The organism is Mucilaginibacter lappiensis, from assembly GCF_900155965.1.
Taxonomy (GTDB): Bacteria; Bacteroidota; Bacteroidia; order Sphingobacteriales; family Sphingobacteriaceae; genus Mucilaginibacter; species Mucilaginibacter lappiensis.
Map to the genome: position 1 here is coordinate 29,602 of NZ_FTMG01000022.1, position 17,711 is coordinate 47,312.

At 41.1% G+C, this 17,711-nt stretch carries 15 protein-coding genes; 9 read left to right on the top strand and 6 right to left on the bottom strand.

Features of this window, described 5'->3' with window-relative positions:
* Positions 1-336: 336 nt before the first annotated feature.
* Together BW976_RS26865 and BW976_RS26870 are read left to right on the top strand one after the other, a co-directional pair.
* Complete coding sequence (locus tag BW976_RS26865; protein WP_076378426.1) at positions 337-618, top strand: hypothetical protein; 282 nt, start codon at positions 337-339, stop codon at positions 616-618.
* Between the two features lie 263 nt (positions 619-881).
* Positions 882-1,766: a hypothetical protein gene (locus tag BW976_RS26870; RefSeq protein WP_221283458.1), complete on the top strand. Its 885-nt coding sequence runs from the start codon at positions 882-884 to the stop codon at positions 1,764-1,766.
* A gap of 363 nt (positions 1,767-2,129) precedes the next feature.
* On the opposite strand, the gene BW976_RS26875 is transcribed toward BW976_RS26870, so the two are convergent.
* Positions 2,130-3,659 carry a serine hydrolase gene (locus tag BW976_RS26875; protein WP_076378429.1) on the bottom strand — a complete coding sequence of 510 codons (1,530 nt, stop codon included), beginning with the start codon at positions 3,657-3,659 and terminating at the stop codon, positions 2,130-2,132.
* A 108-nt stretch (positions 3,660-3,767) separates the two neighbouring features.
* On the opposite strand from BW976_RS26875, the gene BW976_RS26880 reads away from it, so the two are divergent.
* A complete protein-coding gene (locus BW976_RS26880; RefSeq protein ID WP_076378431.1) occupies positions 3,768-5,954 on the top strand; it encodes a S9 family peptidase in 2,187 nt (728 codons plus the stop codon).
* 121 nt (positions 5,955-6,075) lie between these two features.
* The gene (locus tag BW976_RS26885) at positions 6,076-6,429 is read left to right on the top strand and encodes a hypothetical protein (protein WP_139332439.1); all 354 of its coding nucleotides are present in this window, start codon (positions 6,076-6,078) and stop codon (positions 6,427-6,429) included.
* Between the two features lie 178 nt (positions 6,430-6,607).
* Here the strand turns inward: BW976_RS26885 and BW976_RS26890 are convergent, their stop codons facing one another.
* Together BW976_RS26890 and mutY are read right to left on the bottom strand one after the other, a co-directional pair.
* Positions 6,608-7,024, bottom strand: coding sequence for a single-stranded DNA-binding protein (locus tag BW976_RS26890; RefSeq protein WP_076378435.1), 417 nt, complete (start codon positions 7,022-7,024; stop codon positions 6,608-6,610).
* Positions 7,025-7,048: 24 nt separating this feature from the next.
* A complete protein-coding gene (mutY, locus tag BW976_RS26895; RefSeq protein WP_076378437.1) occupies positions 7,049-8,098 on the bottom strand; it encodes an A/G-specific adenine glycosylase in 1,050 nt (349 codons plus the stop codon).
* Positions 8,099-8,391: 293 nt separating this feature from the next.
* On the opposite strand from mutY, the gene BW976_RS26900 reads away from it, so the two are divergent.
* The 3 genes from BW976_RS26900 (at position 8,392) to BW976_RS26910 (ending at position 11,350) form a co-directional block, all read left to right on the top strand.
* A complete protein-coding gene (locus BW976_RS26900) occupies positions 8,392-8,715 on the top strand; it encodes an HU family DNA-binding protein (protein ID WP_429399879.1) in 324 nt (107 codons plus the stop codon).
* 9 nt (positions 8,716-8,724) lie between these two features.
* Positions 8,725-9,573 (top strand): tetratricopeptide repeat protein, encoded by an 849-nt coding sequence (locus tag BW976_RS26905; RefSeq protein WP_076378441.1) that lies wholly within the window; start codon positions 8,725-8,727, stop codon positions 9,571-9,573.
* A 226-nt stretch (positions 9,574-9,799) separates the two neighbouring features.
* Positions 9,800-11,350: an Rne/Rng family ribonuclease gene (locus BW976_RS26910; protein WP_076378443.1), complete on the top strand. Its 1,551-nt coding sequence runs from the start codon at positions 9,800-9,802 to the stop codon at positions 11,348-11,350.
* A 104-nt stretch (positions 11,351-11,454) separates the two neighbouring features.
* On the opposite strand, the gene BW976_RS26915 is transcribed toward BW976_RS26910, so the two are convergent.
* Positions 11,455-12,567: an acyloxyacyl hydrolase gene (locus tag BW976_RS26915; RefSeq protein ID WP_076378445.1), complete on the bottom strand. Its 1,113-nt coding sequence runs from the start codon at positions 12,565-12,567 to the stop codon at positions 11,455-11,457.
* Positions 12,568-12,838: 271 nt separating this feature from the next.
* Between BW976_RS26915 and radA the strand changes: the two genes are divergently transcribed.
* A complete protein-coding gene (radA, locus tag BW976_RS26920; protein WP_076378447.1) occupies positions 12,839-14,296 on the top strand; it encodes a DNA repair protein RadA in 1,458 nt (485 codons plus the stop codon).
* 210 nt (positions 14,297-14,506) lie between these two features.
* Here radA and BW976_RS26925 read toward each other — a convergent pair whose 3' ends face one another.
* A complete protein-coding gene (locus BW976_RS26925) occupies positions 14,507-15,886 on the bottom strand; it encodes an NHL repeat-containing protein (protein WP_076378449.1) in 1,380 nt (459 codons plus the stop codon).
* 252 nt (positions 15,887-16,138) lie between these two features.
* Between BW976_RS26925 and BW976_RS26930 the strand changes: the two genes are divergently transcribed.
* Positions 16,139-16,603, top strand: a complete 465-nt coding sequence (locus BW976_RS26930) for a DUF4920 domain-containing protein (protein WP_076378451.1) — start codon at positions 16,139-16,141, stop codon at positions 16,601-16,603.
* Positions 16,604-16,961: 358 nt separating this feature from the next.
* Here BW976_RS26930 and BW976_RS26935 read toward each other — a convergent pair whose 3' ends face one another.
* Complete coding sequence (locus tag BW976_RS26935; RefSeq protein ID WP_076378453.1) at positions 16,962-17,651, bottom strand: hypothetical protein; 690 nt, start codon at positions 17,649-17,651, stop codon at positions 16,962-16,964.
* Positions 17,652-17,711: the final 60 nt, after the last annotated feature.

Consider the following 17,711-nt stretch of genomic DNA (forward strand, 5'->3'; position numbering starts at 1 on the left):
GCTTATACAGGGCTGAAATTACAAATTAATCGGGGAAAAACGGGGCTTGAATTTGTTAGCTGAGGGGGGAATTATATTCAGCCCGGGATGAAGTGTAAGATCGTGGAAATTTTGTCATGCTGAACGAAGTGAAGCATCTATTCACAGATATGCATAGTTTGTCAATAGATTCTTCGTGCCTCAGGATGACAATGGATATTAGGTTTTTTTAATCCCTCTTTGCGCCGAAGGCAGAGCGAAGGTTGCCGGGCGAAGCGAGGGCTGGGAGAGTCTTCCGGAGTCAATTTAAACCTCTTCTGAACTATTATATGTATATTTAAAGAAATTACTGAGCTCATGATCCTTTTTTCAAGAAGAAATTTACATTATACCGATTACAAATGGAGCGTATATAACCAAAACGATCCGCGGGTAAACGGTAAGCCGGACACCACGCCGTTTACAAAGGATGAGGGCAATGAGGTAGTTTACCTGATCAATAAATTGATGATACTTTGGGATTACCGCTTTGCCAATACCGGTAATAAAATGGAAAAACTGATACATGATCAGCTACCTCCTAATATTACACTACAGGAAGATGTACAACAATGGCTTAAAGCCAATTTGAAGTTTTAACAGCCATACAAAACTTTTACCATCTTATTTAACAATTTAAACCTATCCTATATCGGGAGTGGGTATTTTGTGCCTTCTACTCCCGGATATTCGCGTAATTTATTTCTTGAGAGGCATGGTTAAACCCTTCGGCTTGGGCGCAGTCAAACGCTAAAGCAGATATGCTATGGACTGCAAGTCTGTGGCTTAATTTTTATTCCACTTGTTTACATTCCCTTTATAATAGTTATGTACTTTTAGACACTTAAATAACCTTAAACACAATGAACCCAACCTTAAACAACAGAGCTGGCGGTATGCTCCATTCTTTATCTTCGTTTAAACCATTAACCCTAACCATTTTTTTCGCGGTATTCTCTTTAGTGTGCCGGGCGCAGGTTGACACTATTGTTTCCAACAACACTAAAATAGCCTGTGTTGTTAAGGAAATAACCCCTGATGCGGTTAAATACACCTATCCCAATGAGGATTTGCTGAACTCGGTTTACAAAACCACTGTACAAAAAATAATTTTCAAAAGTGGCCGTGTCCAGACTTTTGCCGAAGCAACTTCATACAAAGCCATCAATGGCGTAATGGATTTTGACAAAGTGACTGTTACTGTTGTAGAAGGTGAGGTTAAGGGCTTGTACAAATTAACCGATGTAAGCTCCAAGGCTAAAGGGACCACCGTTTTTTCGAGCCAGGAGCGGGTAAAAGACAGAGCCTATCGTAAACTGAAGATCCAGGCAGCCATGTTTGGCGCCAATATCGTTTACCTGACCAATCAGCGTACCGAGGGCAACAAATACGGTGGCTATTTTCAAAGCGGTTCATCGGCCGAAACAAACCTGACAGGTATAGGCTATTCCAATATTTTGCCTGATTATGATAAGTTTAAACAGCTGGTAGGTACTAAAACAGAGTTTACCACAGTTAGAAAATACGAGTTGGGAGCTAGCGATACAGATGTATCACAAGATGGCCTTGAGGTGCCTTTTACTGTATCAAATGTTTCTGTTGAAAATGGTATTGTTTTAATAACCGCTCAATTAAAGGGCGAAAATAATAATAGCATATTCCAGTTGGCAAGTTTCACAGATACTACATTCAGCGTTGCCTACAGACATAAAGGGACGGCTTATAATGTTGAAGTAAGCGTTAAGTAAAGAAAGGCCGAAAGTAATAGATTTTACTTCAAAAGCCGGGACTCAAGACTCTCGACTTAAATGCGTATATTTGTATATATCAAACGGCCCGGTTTTCTGTAAAAAAGAGAACCGGGCCGTTTTGGTTAAGGAAATAGAAGGCCAAAAATCGATTGTTTTGTATTTAGTTATTTGACAATCAATTATTTAATACTTTTTAAACCTTTCAAAACCCACCAGGAATTTGTTAAAAAGTGTTAAAATGGCGTTAAAATTTAGTTAAACAGGGTAAAAGTGATGCGTTTTTGCCCTGTTTTCGACTAAAAAATTGTTAAAATTTAAGGTTTAAAAAGTTTTTTAAAGGGATGCTTCTCCCAATTTTTGTTACTCCTTTTTAAAATCGTAAGCGCCTCGTTCTACAAAGTCGGCCACCTTAACTTTTACACCGGTAACTTTACCATTTTGTACTATAAAAGGGAAAATAGCTTTGCCCATAACCGGATCAGAAAAAGTTACAAAAAAACGGTTGCCGCCCAGCGGTTGTAATTTGGCAAACATGGTTGGGTGGTGTTCAAAACGCATTTCCAGGTCATTGTTTTCGCCCTGGGTTACGGTCATGCTGCCATAAAAACTGTTGGTATACTTACCCAGGTAGAAGCTTGGGGATAATGCAGGTTTTAAAGCAAGAGCCACGGTATCACGCAGTTTGCGTTCGGTTTGCTGATCGGCGGTGGTACGGGTCTTATAGTTTTTCAGGTAGGCATCGCTGTAATCATGGTATGGTTTGCCAAAAAAAGCATCCAATAGTTCCCAGCGCAGGGCTTCAAAAAGCTGGTTTTGATCGGTATTGGTTAGTATCACAATACCCAGGTTGTCCTGCGGCGATAGGGTAACTGAAGATAAATAGCCACTTACGCCACCATCATGCATAATCAGGCGGTGGTTAAAATAGTCCTGGATAAACCAGCCCAGGCCATACAGCTCAAAATTATTTTCGCCGTTCAAGTGATATTGGCTGCCCACAATATCCTGCGGTTCGCGGGTGGCCATAATAGCTGCCTGGGGTATAACCTGGCGATTGCCTACCTTACCGTTGTTGAGCAAGGCCATTACCCATTTGCCCATGTCGCTTGCCGATGAACTGATGGCGCCGGCAGGAGCAAGTCCGTCTATCTGGCAATAAGGTATAGGTGCAAGACGGCCGTCGGTCAGTGTATGTGCTACCGTGCGGTTAAGTGATTTGGGTAGATCTTTGGTTAATGCCAGGGTGTTAGTCATGCCCAGGGGCGCAAAAATGGCCTCTTTAAGGTATACTTCCCATGGCTTATTAGTTACCCGTGGAATGATCTCGCCGGCAGTTAAAAAGGCGGCATTGGTATAGCCCCACTTGGTACGGAAGGGGTATACAGCCTTAAGCTCGCCCAATTTTTCGATTACCTGGGCACGGGTAAGGTTAGTATTGTAAAAAGTAAAGTCACCCTGAAAAGTCTGGAAGCCAAGACGATGGCATAGCAGATCGCGTACGGTAGCTTCCTGGCCGGCAAATTTATTCTCCAGTTTAAACTCGGGGATATATTTGGTTACTTTATCATCAAGCGATAGTTTGTTATTGGCCTGCAGCATGGCCAGGGCGGTGGCGGTAAAGGCTTTGGTGTTACTACCGATCATAAAAAGGGTGTTGATATCTACCGTATTTGGCAGCCCCAGTTCTTTGATACCATAACCTTTTACCAGTACTATTTTATTGTCTTTTACAATGAAAACGGCAATTCCGGGAATGCGCCAATTGGTTAAAGCTTTGCTGATATACAGGTCAAGACTGTCCCTGATAAACTTAGAGCGGTCGGCATGCTGCGCCTGGGCTGTTGTAAAAAGAGAAATACAAATAATAAAAGGCAGCAATATTTTTTTCATTATACTGGATAATTTACGTACATCATTTGTGCTAATTTAATGCAAAATTTACAACGGCTTTACTTAATTGTAAATTAACGCCACAATCTTCATTAAAACACGCAGTATATGAAATTTTTCCGTTCGGGATCATTATTCCTTACCGCTGTATTGCTCATTTTGGGCGGATACGCAGCAAAAGCACAACGGTTGCCAACCCATTGGACAAAGGATGGTTACCAGTATTACAAAATCACCGACGATGGTATCAGGATACTGGATACCCGCGATACCAGCAAAAAAACCTTGTGGATAAGTAAAGATATGCTTACCCCACAGGCAGGTGCACCACTCAATGTAAAAAGGTTTTCGGTATCGGCCGATGGGCAAAAATTGCTCATCAATACCAATACCAAAAAAGTGTGGCGCTATGATACCCGGGGCGATTACTGGGTGTATGATACCAATACTAAAAAGCTATGGCAATTGGGTAAAAACCTGCCGGAGTCGTCGCTGATGTTTGCCAAATTTTCGCCCGATGGCAATAAGGTAGCCTATGTGAGCGGGCATAATATTTATGTGGAAAACCTGGCAGATGCTTCGGTTAAGCAATTAACTACCGATGGCAGCACCAGGCTGATCAACGGAACTTTTGACTGGGCTTATGAAGAAGAATTTGGCTGCCGCGATGGTTTCCGCTGGTCGCCCGATAGCAAGTCAATAGCCTATTGGCAAATAGATGCCAGTAAAATAAAAAGCTACCTGATGCTGAATACTACCGACTCTATTTATCCTTATGTGGTACCTGTTGAATACCCGGTTGCCGGGCAGGATCCCAGCTCATGTAAAGTGGGCGTTGTGGATATCTCCACAGGTAAAACCAACTGGATAAATACCCCCGGAGATGCTGTGCAGCACTATATACCACGCATGGAATGGACATTGAATTCCAACGAAATTATCCTGGAGCAATTGAACAGGGCTCAAACCGAAAGCCGGGTGTTTATCGGCAATGTATCAAACGGCACCACCAGCCTGATCCGTGAGGAAAAAAGCAATGCCTGGATTGATGGTAAAGAACGCTGGAATAATGGCGATCCTGCTGGCTGGGAATGGGTGAATAATGGCAAAGAGTTTTTATGGGTGAGCGAAAAAGATGGCTGGAAACACATTTCCCGTGTAACCCGGGAGGGTAAAGAGACACTGGTAACTAAAGGTGATTATGATGTGATCAGCATAAACCTGATTGATGAAGCATCAGGGTATATTTACTTTATGGCTTCGCCTGATAATGCTACGCAAAAGTACCTGTATCGCATTAAAATTGCCGGCGCTGCCAAACCGGAGCGTGTTTCACCAGCTGATGAACCGGGCACACATAGCTATGATATATCGCCAAATGGTAAGGTTGCACTGCATAATTTCTCTAACAGCTATACCCCTCCGGCAAGTGAGGTAGTGAGTTTGCCTGAGCATAAACACATCGGTGGTAACGTTATTACAATAGACAAAAACGCTAAAAACAAGACCGAGTTTTTTAAGGTTAAAACGGTTGACGGCATTGAAATTGATGGCTGGATGAAAAAGCCCACCAATTTTGATCCGCATAAAAAATATCCGGTGGTATTTATGGTTTATGGCGAACCTGCCGCACAAACGGTTACCGATACCTGGGGGGCAGGAATGAACAGGCTGTACGTAGGTAACATGGCCGATGATGGCTACATCTACATGTCGGTTGAAGGACGCGGCGCACCGGCCCCGAAAGGTACAGCCTGGCGCAAGGCCATTTATAAAAATATTGGTATCATCAATATCCGCGACCAGGCTATGGCCGCCAAAGAGATACTAAAGTGGCCGTTTGTTGATTCAACCCGTATAGCTGTTCATGGCTGGAGCGGTGGCGGTTCGTCAACCCTTAACCTGATGTTTCAGTACCCGGATATTTACAAAACGGGCATAGCTGTTGCCGCCGTTGGTGATCAGCTGACCTACGATAATATTTACCAGGAACGTTACATGGGTGTACCGGTTGATGATGAAGGTCGTGCGGCATTTATTAAAGGATCGCCGATTACTTACGCTAAAAATCTGCGGGGTAACCTGCTATACATACATGGTACCGGCGACGATAACGTGCACTATAAAAACGCCGAGGAACTGATCAATGAACTGGTAAAATATAACCGTCAGTTTGAGCTGATGTCGTATCCTAACCGTACACACAGTATTTCTGAAGGTGAGGGTACAGGCCTTCATTTAAGAACCTTGTTCACAAGGTATTTAAAGGAACATTGTGCGCCTGGTGGCAGATAGAAAAGGTTAATTTAACTCCGTATTACCGGCTTTTTTCGGTAATACGGAGTTTTTGATAGTGATTGTATCACATGTATAGGTTTAGGCGTAATGTTCAGTGTTAATCACTTAAATCTCTTGCATGATGAAAAAAACAATTAACCTTATTTCAACTGTTGGTCTTTTAACTATTGTTTTGCTAACAGTTGTTTCTGCTTGTAAAAAGGATACAGTACCCAAAAACGTTAATATTGTCGGAAAATGGGCACAAGGCCAGTTTAAGGCAGCGAATAATTATGAATTTAAAAGCGACCTTACTTTTAAGTATTATACGCTGGCCACCGACTCAGTCACTAAGAAAGTTTTAGGATACGGCTCTAAAACAGAAGGCAAGTACAGTATTATAAACGATTCGTTGAAGTTGTATGCCATGGTAAGTTATTCAACCCCGGATGGTAGTTTTACAACGGAGGATAAGCTGCAGAAGATTAATTAATGGTGCTGACAAGTCGGGTTTTCGGTTCTCTTTTAATGACAAAAAAGACCAGCTTTCCCTGTTTTTTAAATGCCGATTGTGTTCCTTCTCCTATAGTTTATAATAAACAATAGTGTTGGGCAAACATAGCCTCAGAATTGTTGTCTGAGGCTATGTTTAAAGATAAACAGATAGGATATCAATAAGGCTGACCGTTAGCTTCGCCGTCTGAGTAGTCAAGTTGATCCTCATGTTTCACCGTTGACCGTACATCGCCATCAAAATCACTTTTACGGCCAAGCATGGTAAAGTTTTCGGCAACTACTTCGGTAGTGTATTTTTTAATACCTTCTTTGTCCTCAAAGGAGCGGGTGCGTAGTTTGCCTTCTATGTAAACAAGTTTACCTTTTTGTAAAAATTTAGCCGCCATATCGGCCAAACCACGCCACATTACAATATTATGCCATTCGGTTTGTTCAACTTTGCGGCCATCTTTATTAAAGGTTTCAGAAGTAGCTAAAGGGAAACTGGTTACAGACACTCCTCCTTCTAAAATGCGCACTTCGGGATCTTTACCTAAATGACCTACAAGTATTACTTTATTAATTCCAGACATGCCATAAAATAACGAAAAATTCTTTTATAAATTAAAAATATTTTTTATTAATATAACTATAGGTTTTGGAAAAGCCAGATTTCGCAGGTTTTCAACCGTAGTATAAAACCAGTTGGAGTCTAATTTAATGGGCTTTGATTGTATTTTGATCAACCTGATATAAAGGCGCTGGTGAGTGAGAATATGCTTTTGTACAGGTAGGTTATCCACTGATATCCTGATGTCGTTGCCGAAAATCTCCTTTACCGTGGGATTATCCATCAGTTCAGGAAGTGGTAAAAGAGAAGCTGTTTCCACCATCGGCAGGTCGTATAAGTTGGCCCAGATGTCTTTATCGCCCCTTTTATTCATTAATACGGAGTCTCCATCGGTTACTAAAAAATAATTAAAGAAGCGTTCGCGCACTTTTACTGTCTTTAATTTAATCGGGAGTATACTGGTAGCATTATTTATAAAAGCAAAGCAATTCATATGTACCGGGCAGATACCGCAAGCCGGATTTTTAGGCTTGCATAACATCGCGCCAAACTCCATCATAGCCTGATTATGTAAACCAGGGGTTTTCTTATTAATTAAATTATTGGCAAGCTCCTGGAATGTTTTTTTACCACCGGTTGAATTGATGGGTTCATCAATGCCAAAATAACGGGCAAGTACCCGGTAAACATTGCCATCAACAACGGCTTTGGCTTCATTGGCCGAGAATGAGGAAATGGCGGCAGCGGTGTATTCACCTATGCCTTTTAGTTTAATGAGGTCATCATAGCGCTGAGGGAATTTACCGTGATATTGTTCCTGTACTAATTTGGCTGTTTTAAGCATGTTACGGCCACGTGAGTAATAGCCCAGGCCCTGCCATAGTTTAAGTACCTCGTCCTCTCCGGCAGCGGCAAAACTGCTTACGTTTGGATATCTTTCTACAAATCGATAAAAGTATGGCAAGCCCTGTTCTACCCGTGTTTGCTGTAGTATGATCTCCGAAAGCCATATTACATAAGCATCGGTAGTATTACGCCAGGGAAGGTCGCGTTTATTTTGAAGATACCATTGTACCAGTTCATCAGTAAAATTCATGGCTGTAAAAGTAAGCAGGTGAAAGATAATTGGCGAATGGCTGGCGGTTTTAAATATCGGCGATCAAAAGGGATGCCGGATGTGAAAACGGGATAATGAAAATCGCATTATTGCTAATCATATAACCCTGTATTGAGCCTTTCGATCATCGCTCTTTTGGCTTTCATTTTTAACGATTTAGCTTACAATTTGTAACGGAAATGTACGTTTTACTTACTTACGAAAAAAAAACTGTTAAATATTTCGCTCTTAAAATATAAAGCGATACTTTTGCAACCCCAAAACAGTTAAGTATTTATATATTAAATAAAAGTAAATCAGATATGACTAAGGCAGAAATTATAACTGAAATCTCATCTAAGACAGGTATAGAGAAAGTAGACGTGCAGGAAACAGTTGAGGCGTTTTTTAAAGTAGTTAAAAGCTCAATGGTTGGCGGCGAGAACGTTTATGTAAGAGGATTCGGAAGTTTTGTTGTAAAGAAAAGAGCGAAAAAAACAGCTCGTAATATTTCAAAAAATACTGCCATCATTATTCCAGAGCATTTTGTACCAAGCTTTAAACCAGCTAAAACTTTTGTTGAAAAAGTTAAAACAGGTAACAAAACCAGCAAATAATTTATAAGCATGAATAAGAAACAAATAGCCATTAGTGCAGCCGTAGTTGTGATTATGGGCTATTTGTACTATTTACCCGTTAAAGGTTTAATAAAACCCAAAGAGGCTAAACCAGATAAAACAAACGTAATGACAGGAAACCGCAAAGCGGCTACTGCTGTAACGGTTGATATGGTATCCGCTACTGCTAAAACCGCAATTGGGGCGGCGTTAACAGCAAAGATAAATGACCTTGAAGGGCAACTAAAAAACGCATCAGGTACCGACGAGCAAAAATTGCAGAAGCAATTAGCCAGTCAGTGGGATGATGTTAACCAGCCGGCCCCGGCAGCATTTTATTACCAGGCTTTGGCCCGTAAGGAAAATAAGCCGGAAGATTGGTTAAACGCAGGTAATCGTTTTAACGATGCTTACAAACTTACACAGGACACTTTATTGCAACCTGCATTTGTAACTAATGCGGTAGAAGCTTTTCAAAGTGCCCTGAAATTAAAGCCAGAAAGCCTTGAGGGTAAAACAGGATTAGGTGTTGCTTATGTAAATGGCGGCGCCGGCCCTATGCAAGGTATAGCCTTGTTGCTTGAAGTAGTAAAAAAGGATCCGAACAATTGGAATGCAAACCTGAATTTAGGGATGTTCGCCATGAAATCGGGCCAGTACGAAAAAGCGGTAGGCAGGTTTAAAACATTAATTGCCCAGAAACAGGAGTTAGAGCCAACTTTTTATTTGGCCGAAAGCTACAAACAACTGGGCATGAAAAAGGAAGCTATTGAAGCTTACCAAAAATGTAAAGAAATGATGCCCGATCCTGTATTTGGGCAACGCATTGATGAATATATCAAGGAATTAAAGAATTAATCACACATTAAAAATTATTATTATGCCGAGCGGTAAAAAACGTAAAAGACACAAAATGGCTACCCACAAACGCAAAAAGCGTTTAAGAAAAAACAGACATAAAAAGAAATAAGCTGCTTTTTTTAAAGCAGCTTACCTGCTTTTTTAGGAAGCAGGTAACTTTAGTAGTGTTTTTTACCCACTTATTAACATGCGGTTTTTACCGTTTTAAGAAATGGAGTAGCAGTTGATAAAAGAATTAATTATCGATTCATCCCCAAATGGGGCTACCATTGCATTATTACAGGACAAACAACTCGTAGAACTTCATAAAGAGCAGGTCAGCAACAATTATACTGTTGGTGATATTTACCTTGGGCGTATCAAAAAGATCATGCCCAGTTTAAATGCAGCCTTTGTAGACGTTGGCTACGAGAAGGATGCCTTTTTGCATTATCTTGATCTTGGTCCGCAGGTACAAAGCCTGCTTAAATTAACCAAACAAGTACGTAGCGGGGGATACCAATCGAAGCTTTTGGACGGCTTTAAGCTGGAAGGTGATATCAATAAAGGAGGAAAGATCTCGGAGATATTATCAAAAAACCAACTTATACCGGTACAAATAGCTAAGGAACCTATATCAACCAAAGGACCACGTTTAAGTTCTGATCTTTCAATAGCCGGCCGTTATGTGGTATTAGTGCCATTTTCGGAGGCTATCTCTATTTCCAAAAAAATAAAGAGCAATACAGAACGAAATCGTTTACGGAAGGTTGTTGAAAGCATTAAGCCAAAGCATTTTGGCGTTATTATCCGTACAGTATCGGAAGGCAAAGGGGTTGATGAATTACAAAAGGACCTGCTTGACCTGATATCTAAATGGGAATTATTCATCACTAAGCTACCGTCTGTTGAACCATCAAAAAAGGTTTTAGGCGAAATTGGGCGCACCTCAACTATCCTCAGGGATATATTGAACCCCGATTTTCAGCATATTTATGTGAATGATAATGGTATGTTCGAAGAAATTCGGTCATACATCCATGAAATATCACCAGATATGGAAAGTATAGTCCGTATGCATAAGCATAAGGAGCCTATATTTGAACATTTTGGTGTTGATAAACAGATCAAAGGGGCTTTTGGAAAGACCGTTAACCTTGCTGGTGGCGCTTACCTGGTAATTGAACATACAGAAGCATTGCACGTTATCGACGTTAACAGCGGTAACCGCACAGCGAGTAAAGAGAACCAGGAAGAGAATGCCTACCAGGTAAATAAAGAAGCGGCTAAAGAAATTGCCCGTCAGTTACGCCTGCGCGATATGGGTGGTATTGTGGTAATCGATTTTATTGATATGCACAAACCTCAAAACCGCAAGGAGCTGTTTGACTATTTACGTGCCGAAATGCAGTACGATAGGGCAAAGCATACCATTTTACCACCCAGTAAATTTGGTTTGGTTCAAATTACCCGTCAGCGGGTAAGGCCTGAAATGAATATTGTTACCAGTGAAGTGTGCCCAACCTGTAATGGTACCGGTACCATTAGGCCAACCATTTTGCTGATGGATGATATTGAAAATAACTTCAATTATATATTGGATGAGCAAAACGAAAAGGGCATTACCCTATGTGTGCATCCATATATTGAAGCCTACATTAAAAAAGGTATTTACAACCGCCAGATGAAGTGGTTTGTTAAATATGGCCAGTGGATCAAGGTTAAAAGCAATCCTGCTTACCAGATCACAGAATTCCGTTTCTTCTCGTCAAAGGACGAAGAAATAAAATTGTAAAGAGATTGATTTGCAGCTATGCAGATTTCAAAGTATGCAGCTATTTTAAATAATAGCTGCATATTTTGTTTACAGGGGTTTATGAAATACCTCCCGCCAGAGTATCAATGAATCCTGAATAGTAAACCGTAACCAACATAATCTGCTTCGGTGTTGTGGACGTATCCTTTGGCCTGTAGTGCCAGGTAAGGAGTTATAAAGTATTTAAAACCGGCTGTCCAGTAGGTTTTTGTGGGGTAGTAACTGTTGTAGTGTAAATAATAACCATAGCCGGTCATTAAGGCCAGCTTACCCAGCCATAAATCAGGGCCTACGGCAATACCAACCCTCCAGCGGTCATAAGAGGTGGCATAAGACTGAAAATCATTCAAAAAGGTTGGCCCTTTGGTAGTTTTACTAAAAACGGTGTTATAGTAAACTGCATCTGTTCCCAATTTAATGCTCAATGCCGGGCTAAATTTGTAATTATAGCCCATATAAAAACCTGCTTTATAAAAATTTCTGTCGTTATATATAGAACCCCGGCTGCCCACATTAACGCCAAGCTCAAAAAAGTGCTTATTCTCTGGTTGCTTTTCACTATCATTTACTGGGCCGGCCTGATTAATTTTTTGTACAAGGCCCAGTGTGTATGCAAATGCATTTATACCATTGTTGGGCAGCTTGGCGGCACCATTAGAGTAATGAAAAATCTCCACTCCGGCTTGTATAGCAGTTGTTTGAGTAATTGGGGTAAATATCTTCAGACCGGCCTGAGTGGCTAAATTAATGTGACTGCCTACTATAACGTTCTGATTGTTGGTCGCATGGGTTTCCGTGGCATACAAAAAGCCAAATCCCGGGGTAAACAATAACTCAGTACGATTTATTTTAAACAGACCGATCTCTAATCGGCCCAGTACAGCGTAGGTATCGCCAATAAGGCCTTTGGTTGCCTGGTCATGATTTAGTATTACACGGCTCATATTACGATACGAAAATACGGCATCAATACTTTTAATATTTAGTATCCGGATGTAGTCACTTTTATTATCCGCCATATTAAAATGGTAGGCCAACTCACCACCAAATAAGGGACCGCTCAGGTAATTTTTTTCTGGCGAAAAAATTTTGATACCTGAGGTGCCGCTTATTTCAATACTATTTCCTGTATCCTGCGCTTTTGCTGAAAAACAGAATAGCGCAAACCCAATAATAACAGATAGAAATTTATTCATAAGGTTCAGTTACAATAATTAAAAGTACGATGAACGGTTGCGTTCCAAATTTTATATGCTTTTATTAAGCATCAGAACACAGCCTGATACGGTTAAAGATAGTTTTATGTTTCCCGATTAATTTAGTTTTTCTGTAATTAATTAATTTTTGCGAAAGTTATAATTTAGGTATGCCAGATTAAAGAATAATTGCTAATTATATTAGTATATTCATCCTGGATTAACAGATAAATGCGCATATTTGTACATCTGTATTGTGCAGATCTAAGATATGGCTAAAACCAAAATTGCGTACTTCTGTCAGAGCTGTGGCTTTGAGTCGGCTAAGTGGCTGGGCAAGTGCCCTTCATGTCAGCAATGGAATACTTTTGTTGAGGAAATCATTGACAAGGGCAATACGGCCTCCGTGCCTACCTGGAAAGTTACTTCAAACACCCAGCAACGCGCCAATAAACCGGTGCAGGTGGCAGATATTACTTTTAGTGAAGAACATCGTATGCAAACACCCGATAAGGAGTTTAACCGGGTTTTGGGTGGTGGCATAGTAGCAGGTTCCTTAGTGCTTATTGGGGGCGAGCCTGGTATTGGTAAATCAACCCTGATGCTGCAACTGGCGCTCAATATGCCAAATCTGAAAGTGCTTTATGTATCAGGCGAGGAAAGTGAACGACAGATCAAAATGCGGGCGGAAAGATTGGCCCCTCTGCCCCCTGAAGGGGGAGTTATAAGCGCCGGGCATAATGAAAATCCACCTTCAGGGGGCAGGGCGGCATGTTATGTACTTTGTGAAACATCAACCCAAAACATCTTTAAACAAATAGAAGCCCTGGAGCCTGATCTGGTAGTGATTGACTCTATACAGACGCTTCATTCTTCGCATATTGAGTCTACCCCCGGCAGTGTATCACAAGTGCGGGAATGTACCGCAGAAATGCTTCGCTTTGCCAAGGAGACATCAACACCCGTATTCCTGATTGGACATATCACCAAAGACGGTATGATAGCAGGGCCAAAAATACTGGAACATATGGTTGATACCGTTTTACAATTTGAAGGCGACAGGCATCATGTTTACCGCATATTACGCACGGTAAAGAACCGGTTTGGCTCGGCATCGGAATTGGGTATTTACGAAATGCTGGGCGAGGGATTAAGAGAGGTATCCAACCCATCGGAAATATTATTATCGCAACGCGATGAACCTTTAAGCGGTATCACCATATCTGCCACATTGGAGGGTATGAGACCGATGTTAATAGAAACACAGGCATTGGTAAGTACGTCTGCTTACGGTACACCACAACGTACCGCTACGGGTTTTGATACCAAACGGATGAGTATGCTGTTGGCTGTTTTGGAAAAACGCTGTGGATTCAGGCTGGGCGCCAAGGACGTGTTTTTAAATATCACCGGCGGAATCCGGGTTGAGGATCCTGCCATTGACCTTGGTTTAGCAGCGGCCATTATATCTTCACATGAGGATATGCCCATCCCTTTTAAAACTTGTTTTGCAGGTGAGCTTGGATTATCAGGTGAGATAAGAGCAGTAAACCGGGTAGAGCAGCGCATTGCCGAAGCTCAAAAACTCGGCTTTAATCAGATATTTATATCCAAATATAATCTCCCATCAGCAGGGCAGGATAAAAAGCGGATGGATCTGTCGCGCTACGATATTGAAATAAAAATAGTGAGCAGTATTGAAGAGGTATTTAGTCTGCTTTTTGGATAACTTTTGGACTATGGGACTGTTGGATTATTGGACTATTAGACAAAAGATAAAGGACGAAAGAATAAAGGATTTTATATCATCCTTGTTCTTTCGTCCTTTATATGTAAGGAATGGATTCCTTATCTTTCTATCTTTGTGTTCAAGTTTCCTTGCCAAAAAGTCCAATAATCCCCTTGTCCAATAGTCTCAAAGTCCAATGATCCAAAAGTTTTAAATTCCTGTCGGCGGAACAAGCTTACGTATACTGTTATTGTTGCTATCCGCTATCCAGATATTTCCGCTGGCATCAGCTACCAGGCCCTGTGGCGCATTAAATAAGGCATTAGCACCTTGTCCATCGACAAAACCTGCTGTTGCTGTTTTTCCTGCTAATGTAAGCAAAACCTTGTTGGTGGTTAACTCTAAAATACGTCCGTTTTGGTCGCTTATAAATAAGTTTCCTTTAGTATCAAAAGTAAGGGCGCCCGGGTTACTGATCAGGGTTGATAATTTAAGACCGCCAACAACAGTTGTTACAACACCGGCAGCTGTAATCTTGCGGATGGCATAATTTTGCAAATCGGCCACGTAAATATTACCCTGAGCATCCAATGCAATGCCATTTGGCTGGTTGAATTGTGCGGTTGTTGCTGTGGCATTGTCTACATAACCGGCTGTTGTTTTACCCGCGATAGTAGTTACCACACCTGCTGCTGTAACTTTGCGGATAAGATTATTGCCCTGATCGGCTACATATAAGTTGCCCTGCCCATCCAGCGCCAATCCCCGCGGACTGTTAAAGGTTGCTTTGTTGCCAGTGCCATCGGCATAACCGGCGTCTCCACTTCCCGCAAGGGTACTTACCGTACCATTTGCAGATATTTTACGGATCATATTGTTGCCAAAATCGGCTACATAAATATTGCCGGCAGCATCGGCCACCAGGCTTTGCGGTGCATAGAATTTAGCACTGGCAACCGGTCCGTCAACGTAACCTATACTCCCGTTACCAGATACGGTTGTTACTACTCCGGATGGTGTAACTTTTCGAATAGCGCTATTAAAGGAATCCGCTACGTAAATATTACCGGAGGCGTCAATACTTAGTCCCTGCGGACTATCAAATACCGCATTTGAACCAGTCCCGTCCGAAAATCCGGTAGTTGCACTGCCTGCAACCGTGCTCACCGTACCTCCCAGGGCCGACAGATCTGCGCTGGTAGTAAATTGAATGGTATTACCATAAGCAGTTCCTGAAGCGCTAATGGCGTATGCCCTTAAATAATAGGTGGTTTTAGGAGTTAAGCCGGTTATCTTACTGGCATAACTCAATACAGTAGCCGTGTCGGTAGTTTTAGAGTCGGCCGTGGTGGGGTTTTGATTGCTCGTACTCCAACATACTCCAAGGCCTGATAGGCTTTGGGTTAAGGTTGTTGTAATTAATCCACCGCTATATGCACCCGTACCGGTAGCTGTAGAGGTTACATCCAATGTTACTAAAGTTGGTGGAGTGCCCGATATACCTGAGCTTTTGTTACAGCTGGTAACGATTAAAAAAACAGCTAGCAGGCCTGTAGCAAAAAGAATGGATTTAGTTAAGGTTTTGTTCATGTGTTAATAGATTAAGTAGTAAGTATGTTATTAAGCACTTTATTAACTCTATACGTGGCAGCATATTATTTAGCTACAGAGGTTTTAACATATCTTAACAGATGGCATTAAAATCCTCTTTTATAGTCTAAAAATGGCCTTTACACCCACTAAATAGATATTTTCTGATGAGGATACTATGAAGAAGGGTAATATGATCAGGGCGAATAACATTTTGCCTATATAATTGTTACAATACAATAAACAATAACCATGAAATTCCCCATATTTCTACTAGCCCTTTTACTTTCATCTGCTGTTTTAGCGCAGCAGCATACACCTTTACCGCACGGTATGGTTTATGGCGCAAAACCAGATACTCAGGCCATGATGAATGCCACAAAGCTGGAAAGCTTCATGGGAAAAAAAACACGGATCAGCACTACTATTGAAGGCCGGGTGATTAGAGTGATTCACGAAAAGGGTGGTTGGTTTGAGTTAGATGCAGGCGGAGGTAAAGTGATAGCTGCGCATTTTAAAAATTATAATGTTAACATTCCTGCAGATATGGCCGGACGTGTGGTGATCATTGAAGGCGTAGCCCAAAAACAATTCATAGCCGATGATCTTCAACATCTGGCAGGAGATACTGTTACCGGGAAGAAACAGCACCAGGTGAAAACCAATGCTAAAAGGAAACTAACCTTTGAAGTAAAAGGATTGCAGGTAGATAAATAACCCCCTAACCCCCTAAAGGGGGAATTTAAGAGAAATAATATCGAATAATGAATTTTGAATTTCCAATATCTAAATCATTATTCGGAATTCGGTGCCCGATATTTAATACTTCATAAACCCTTATTTAGGGGCAATTGATGGTTTACACTTTTAAGTCTAATATGCCATGTGAAATGATATAAATGATTAATTACCAATTAGATATGTGCATGTTGACCATGAAAAAGTGTAAACCATGTTAACCCACTTTTTAACAAAATAAGCCTCTGAAAGGAGAATTTTGAATAGCCCCTTAAAATAAAAGGGAATCCATACATCATGGATTCCCTTTTATTTTAAAGAGATTATTTGATGCTAATTAAAACTTAGCGTCGCGGGTTAATACCGATGGTTCCAGATATAGATCGGCTGTAAATAGTTCTTTTACTTTTTGCGATATCTCGTTGCGATTAACGGTTGAGGCATCCCGACGGCATTTGATATAATGTTCGCGGGCCACTTTCTCGGCCAGATCGCCCAGGGTTTTTACTTTAAGTTCCTTTCCGAATTTGCCGGCTAGCATTAAGCCTGTTATGGCAACAATTACTCCAATAAGAGCCATTACCGGCTGATAAAAGAAACCTACTGCCGATGCCAAAAGTACAAATACGAATGTGCCTATAATGCCCTGTTTAGGTTGTAAAAGATTAATCTTGAAACCCATTTCGCGTTCAATCTCGGCAATTACCTGTAAACGGGTATCCCTCGGGAAAATATCTGCTAGTTTGGTTTGCGGTTTTATTAACTCTTTTGGGGGCGAAATAGCGGAGTTAATGGCATTGCGTATTTTATAAAATGCATGCTGAGTGGTACAGCTATCGTTATTGGTTTGTTTTACCTTCTCCACAACAATATCACAAAGTTTGCCGAAGGTTTTTACATCCTTACATGATGTGTCGTCTAAACGGATATTAAAGGATCTTTCAATTTTTACAAGAACATCACTTATCTCCTCAGGATCAACATTATTAAGGTTGAATGCCTGCGTACTATTCGAATTAACTTTCAATCTATACTAACTTAGTTCAACAATAATTTCCCTGCAGCCAGGGGGCTACAGGGAAATGTT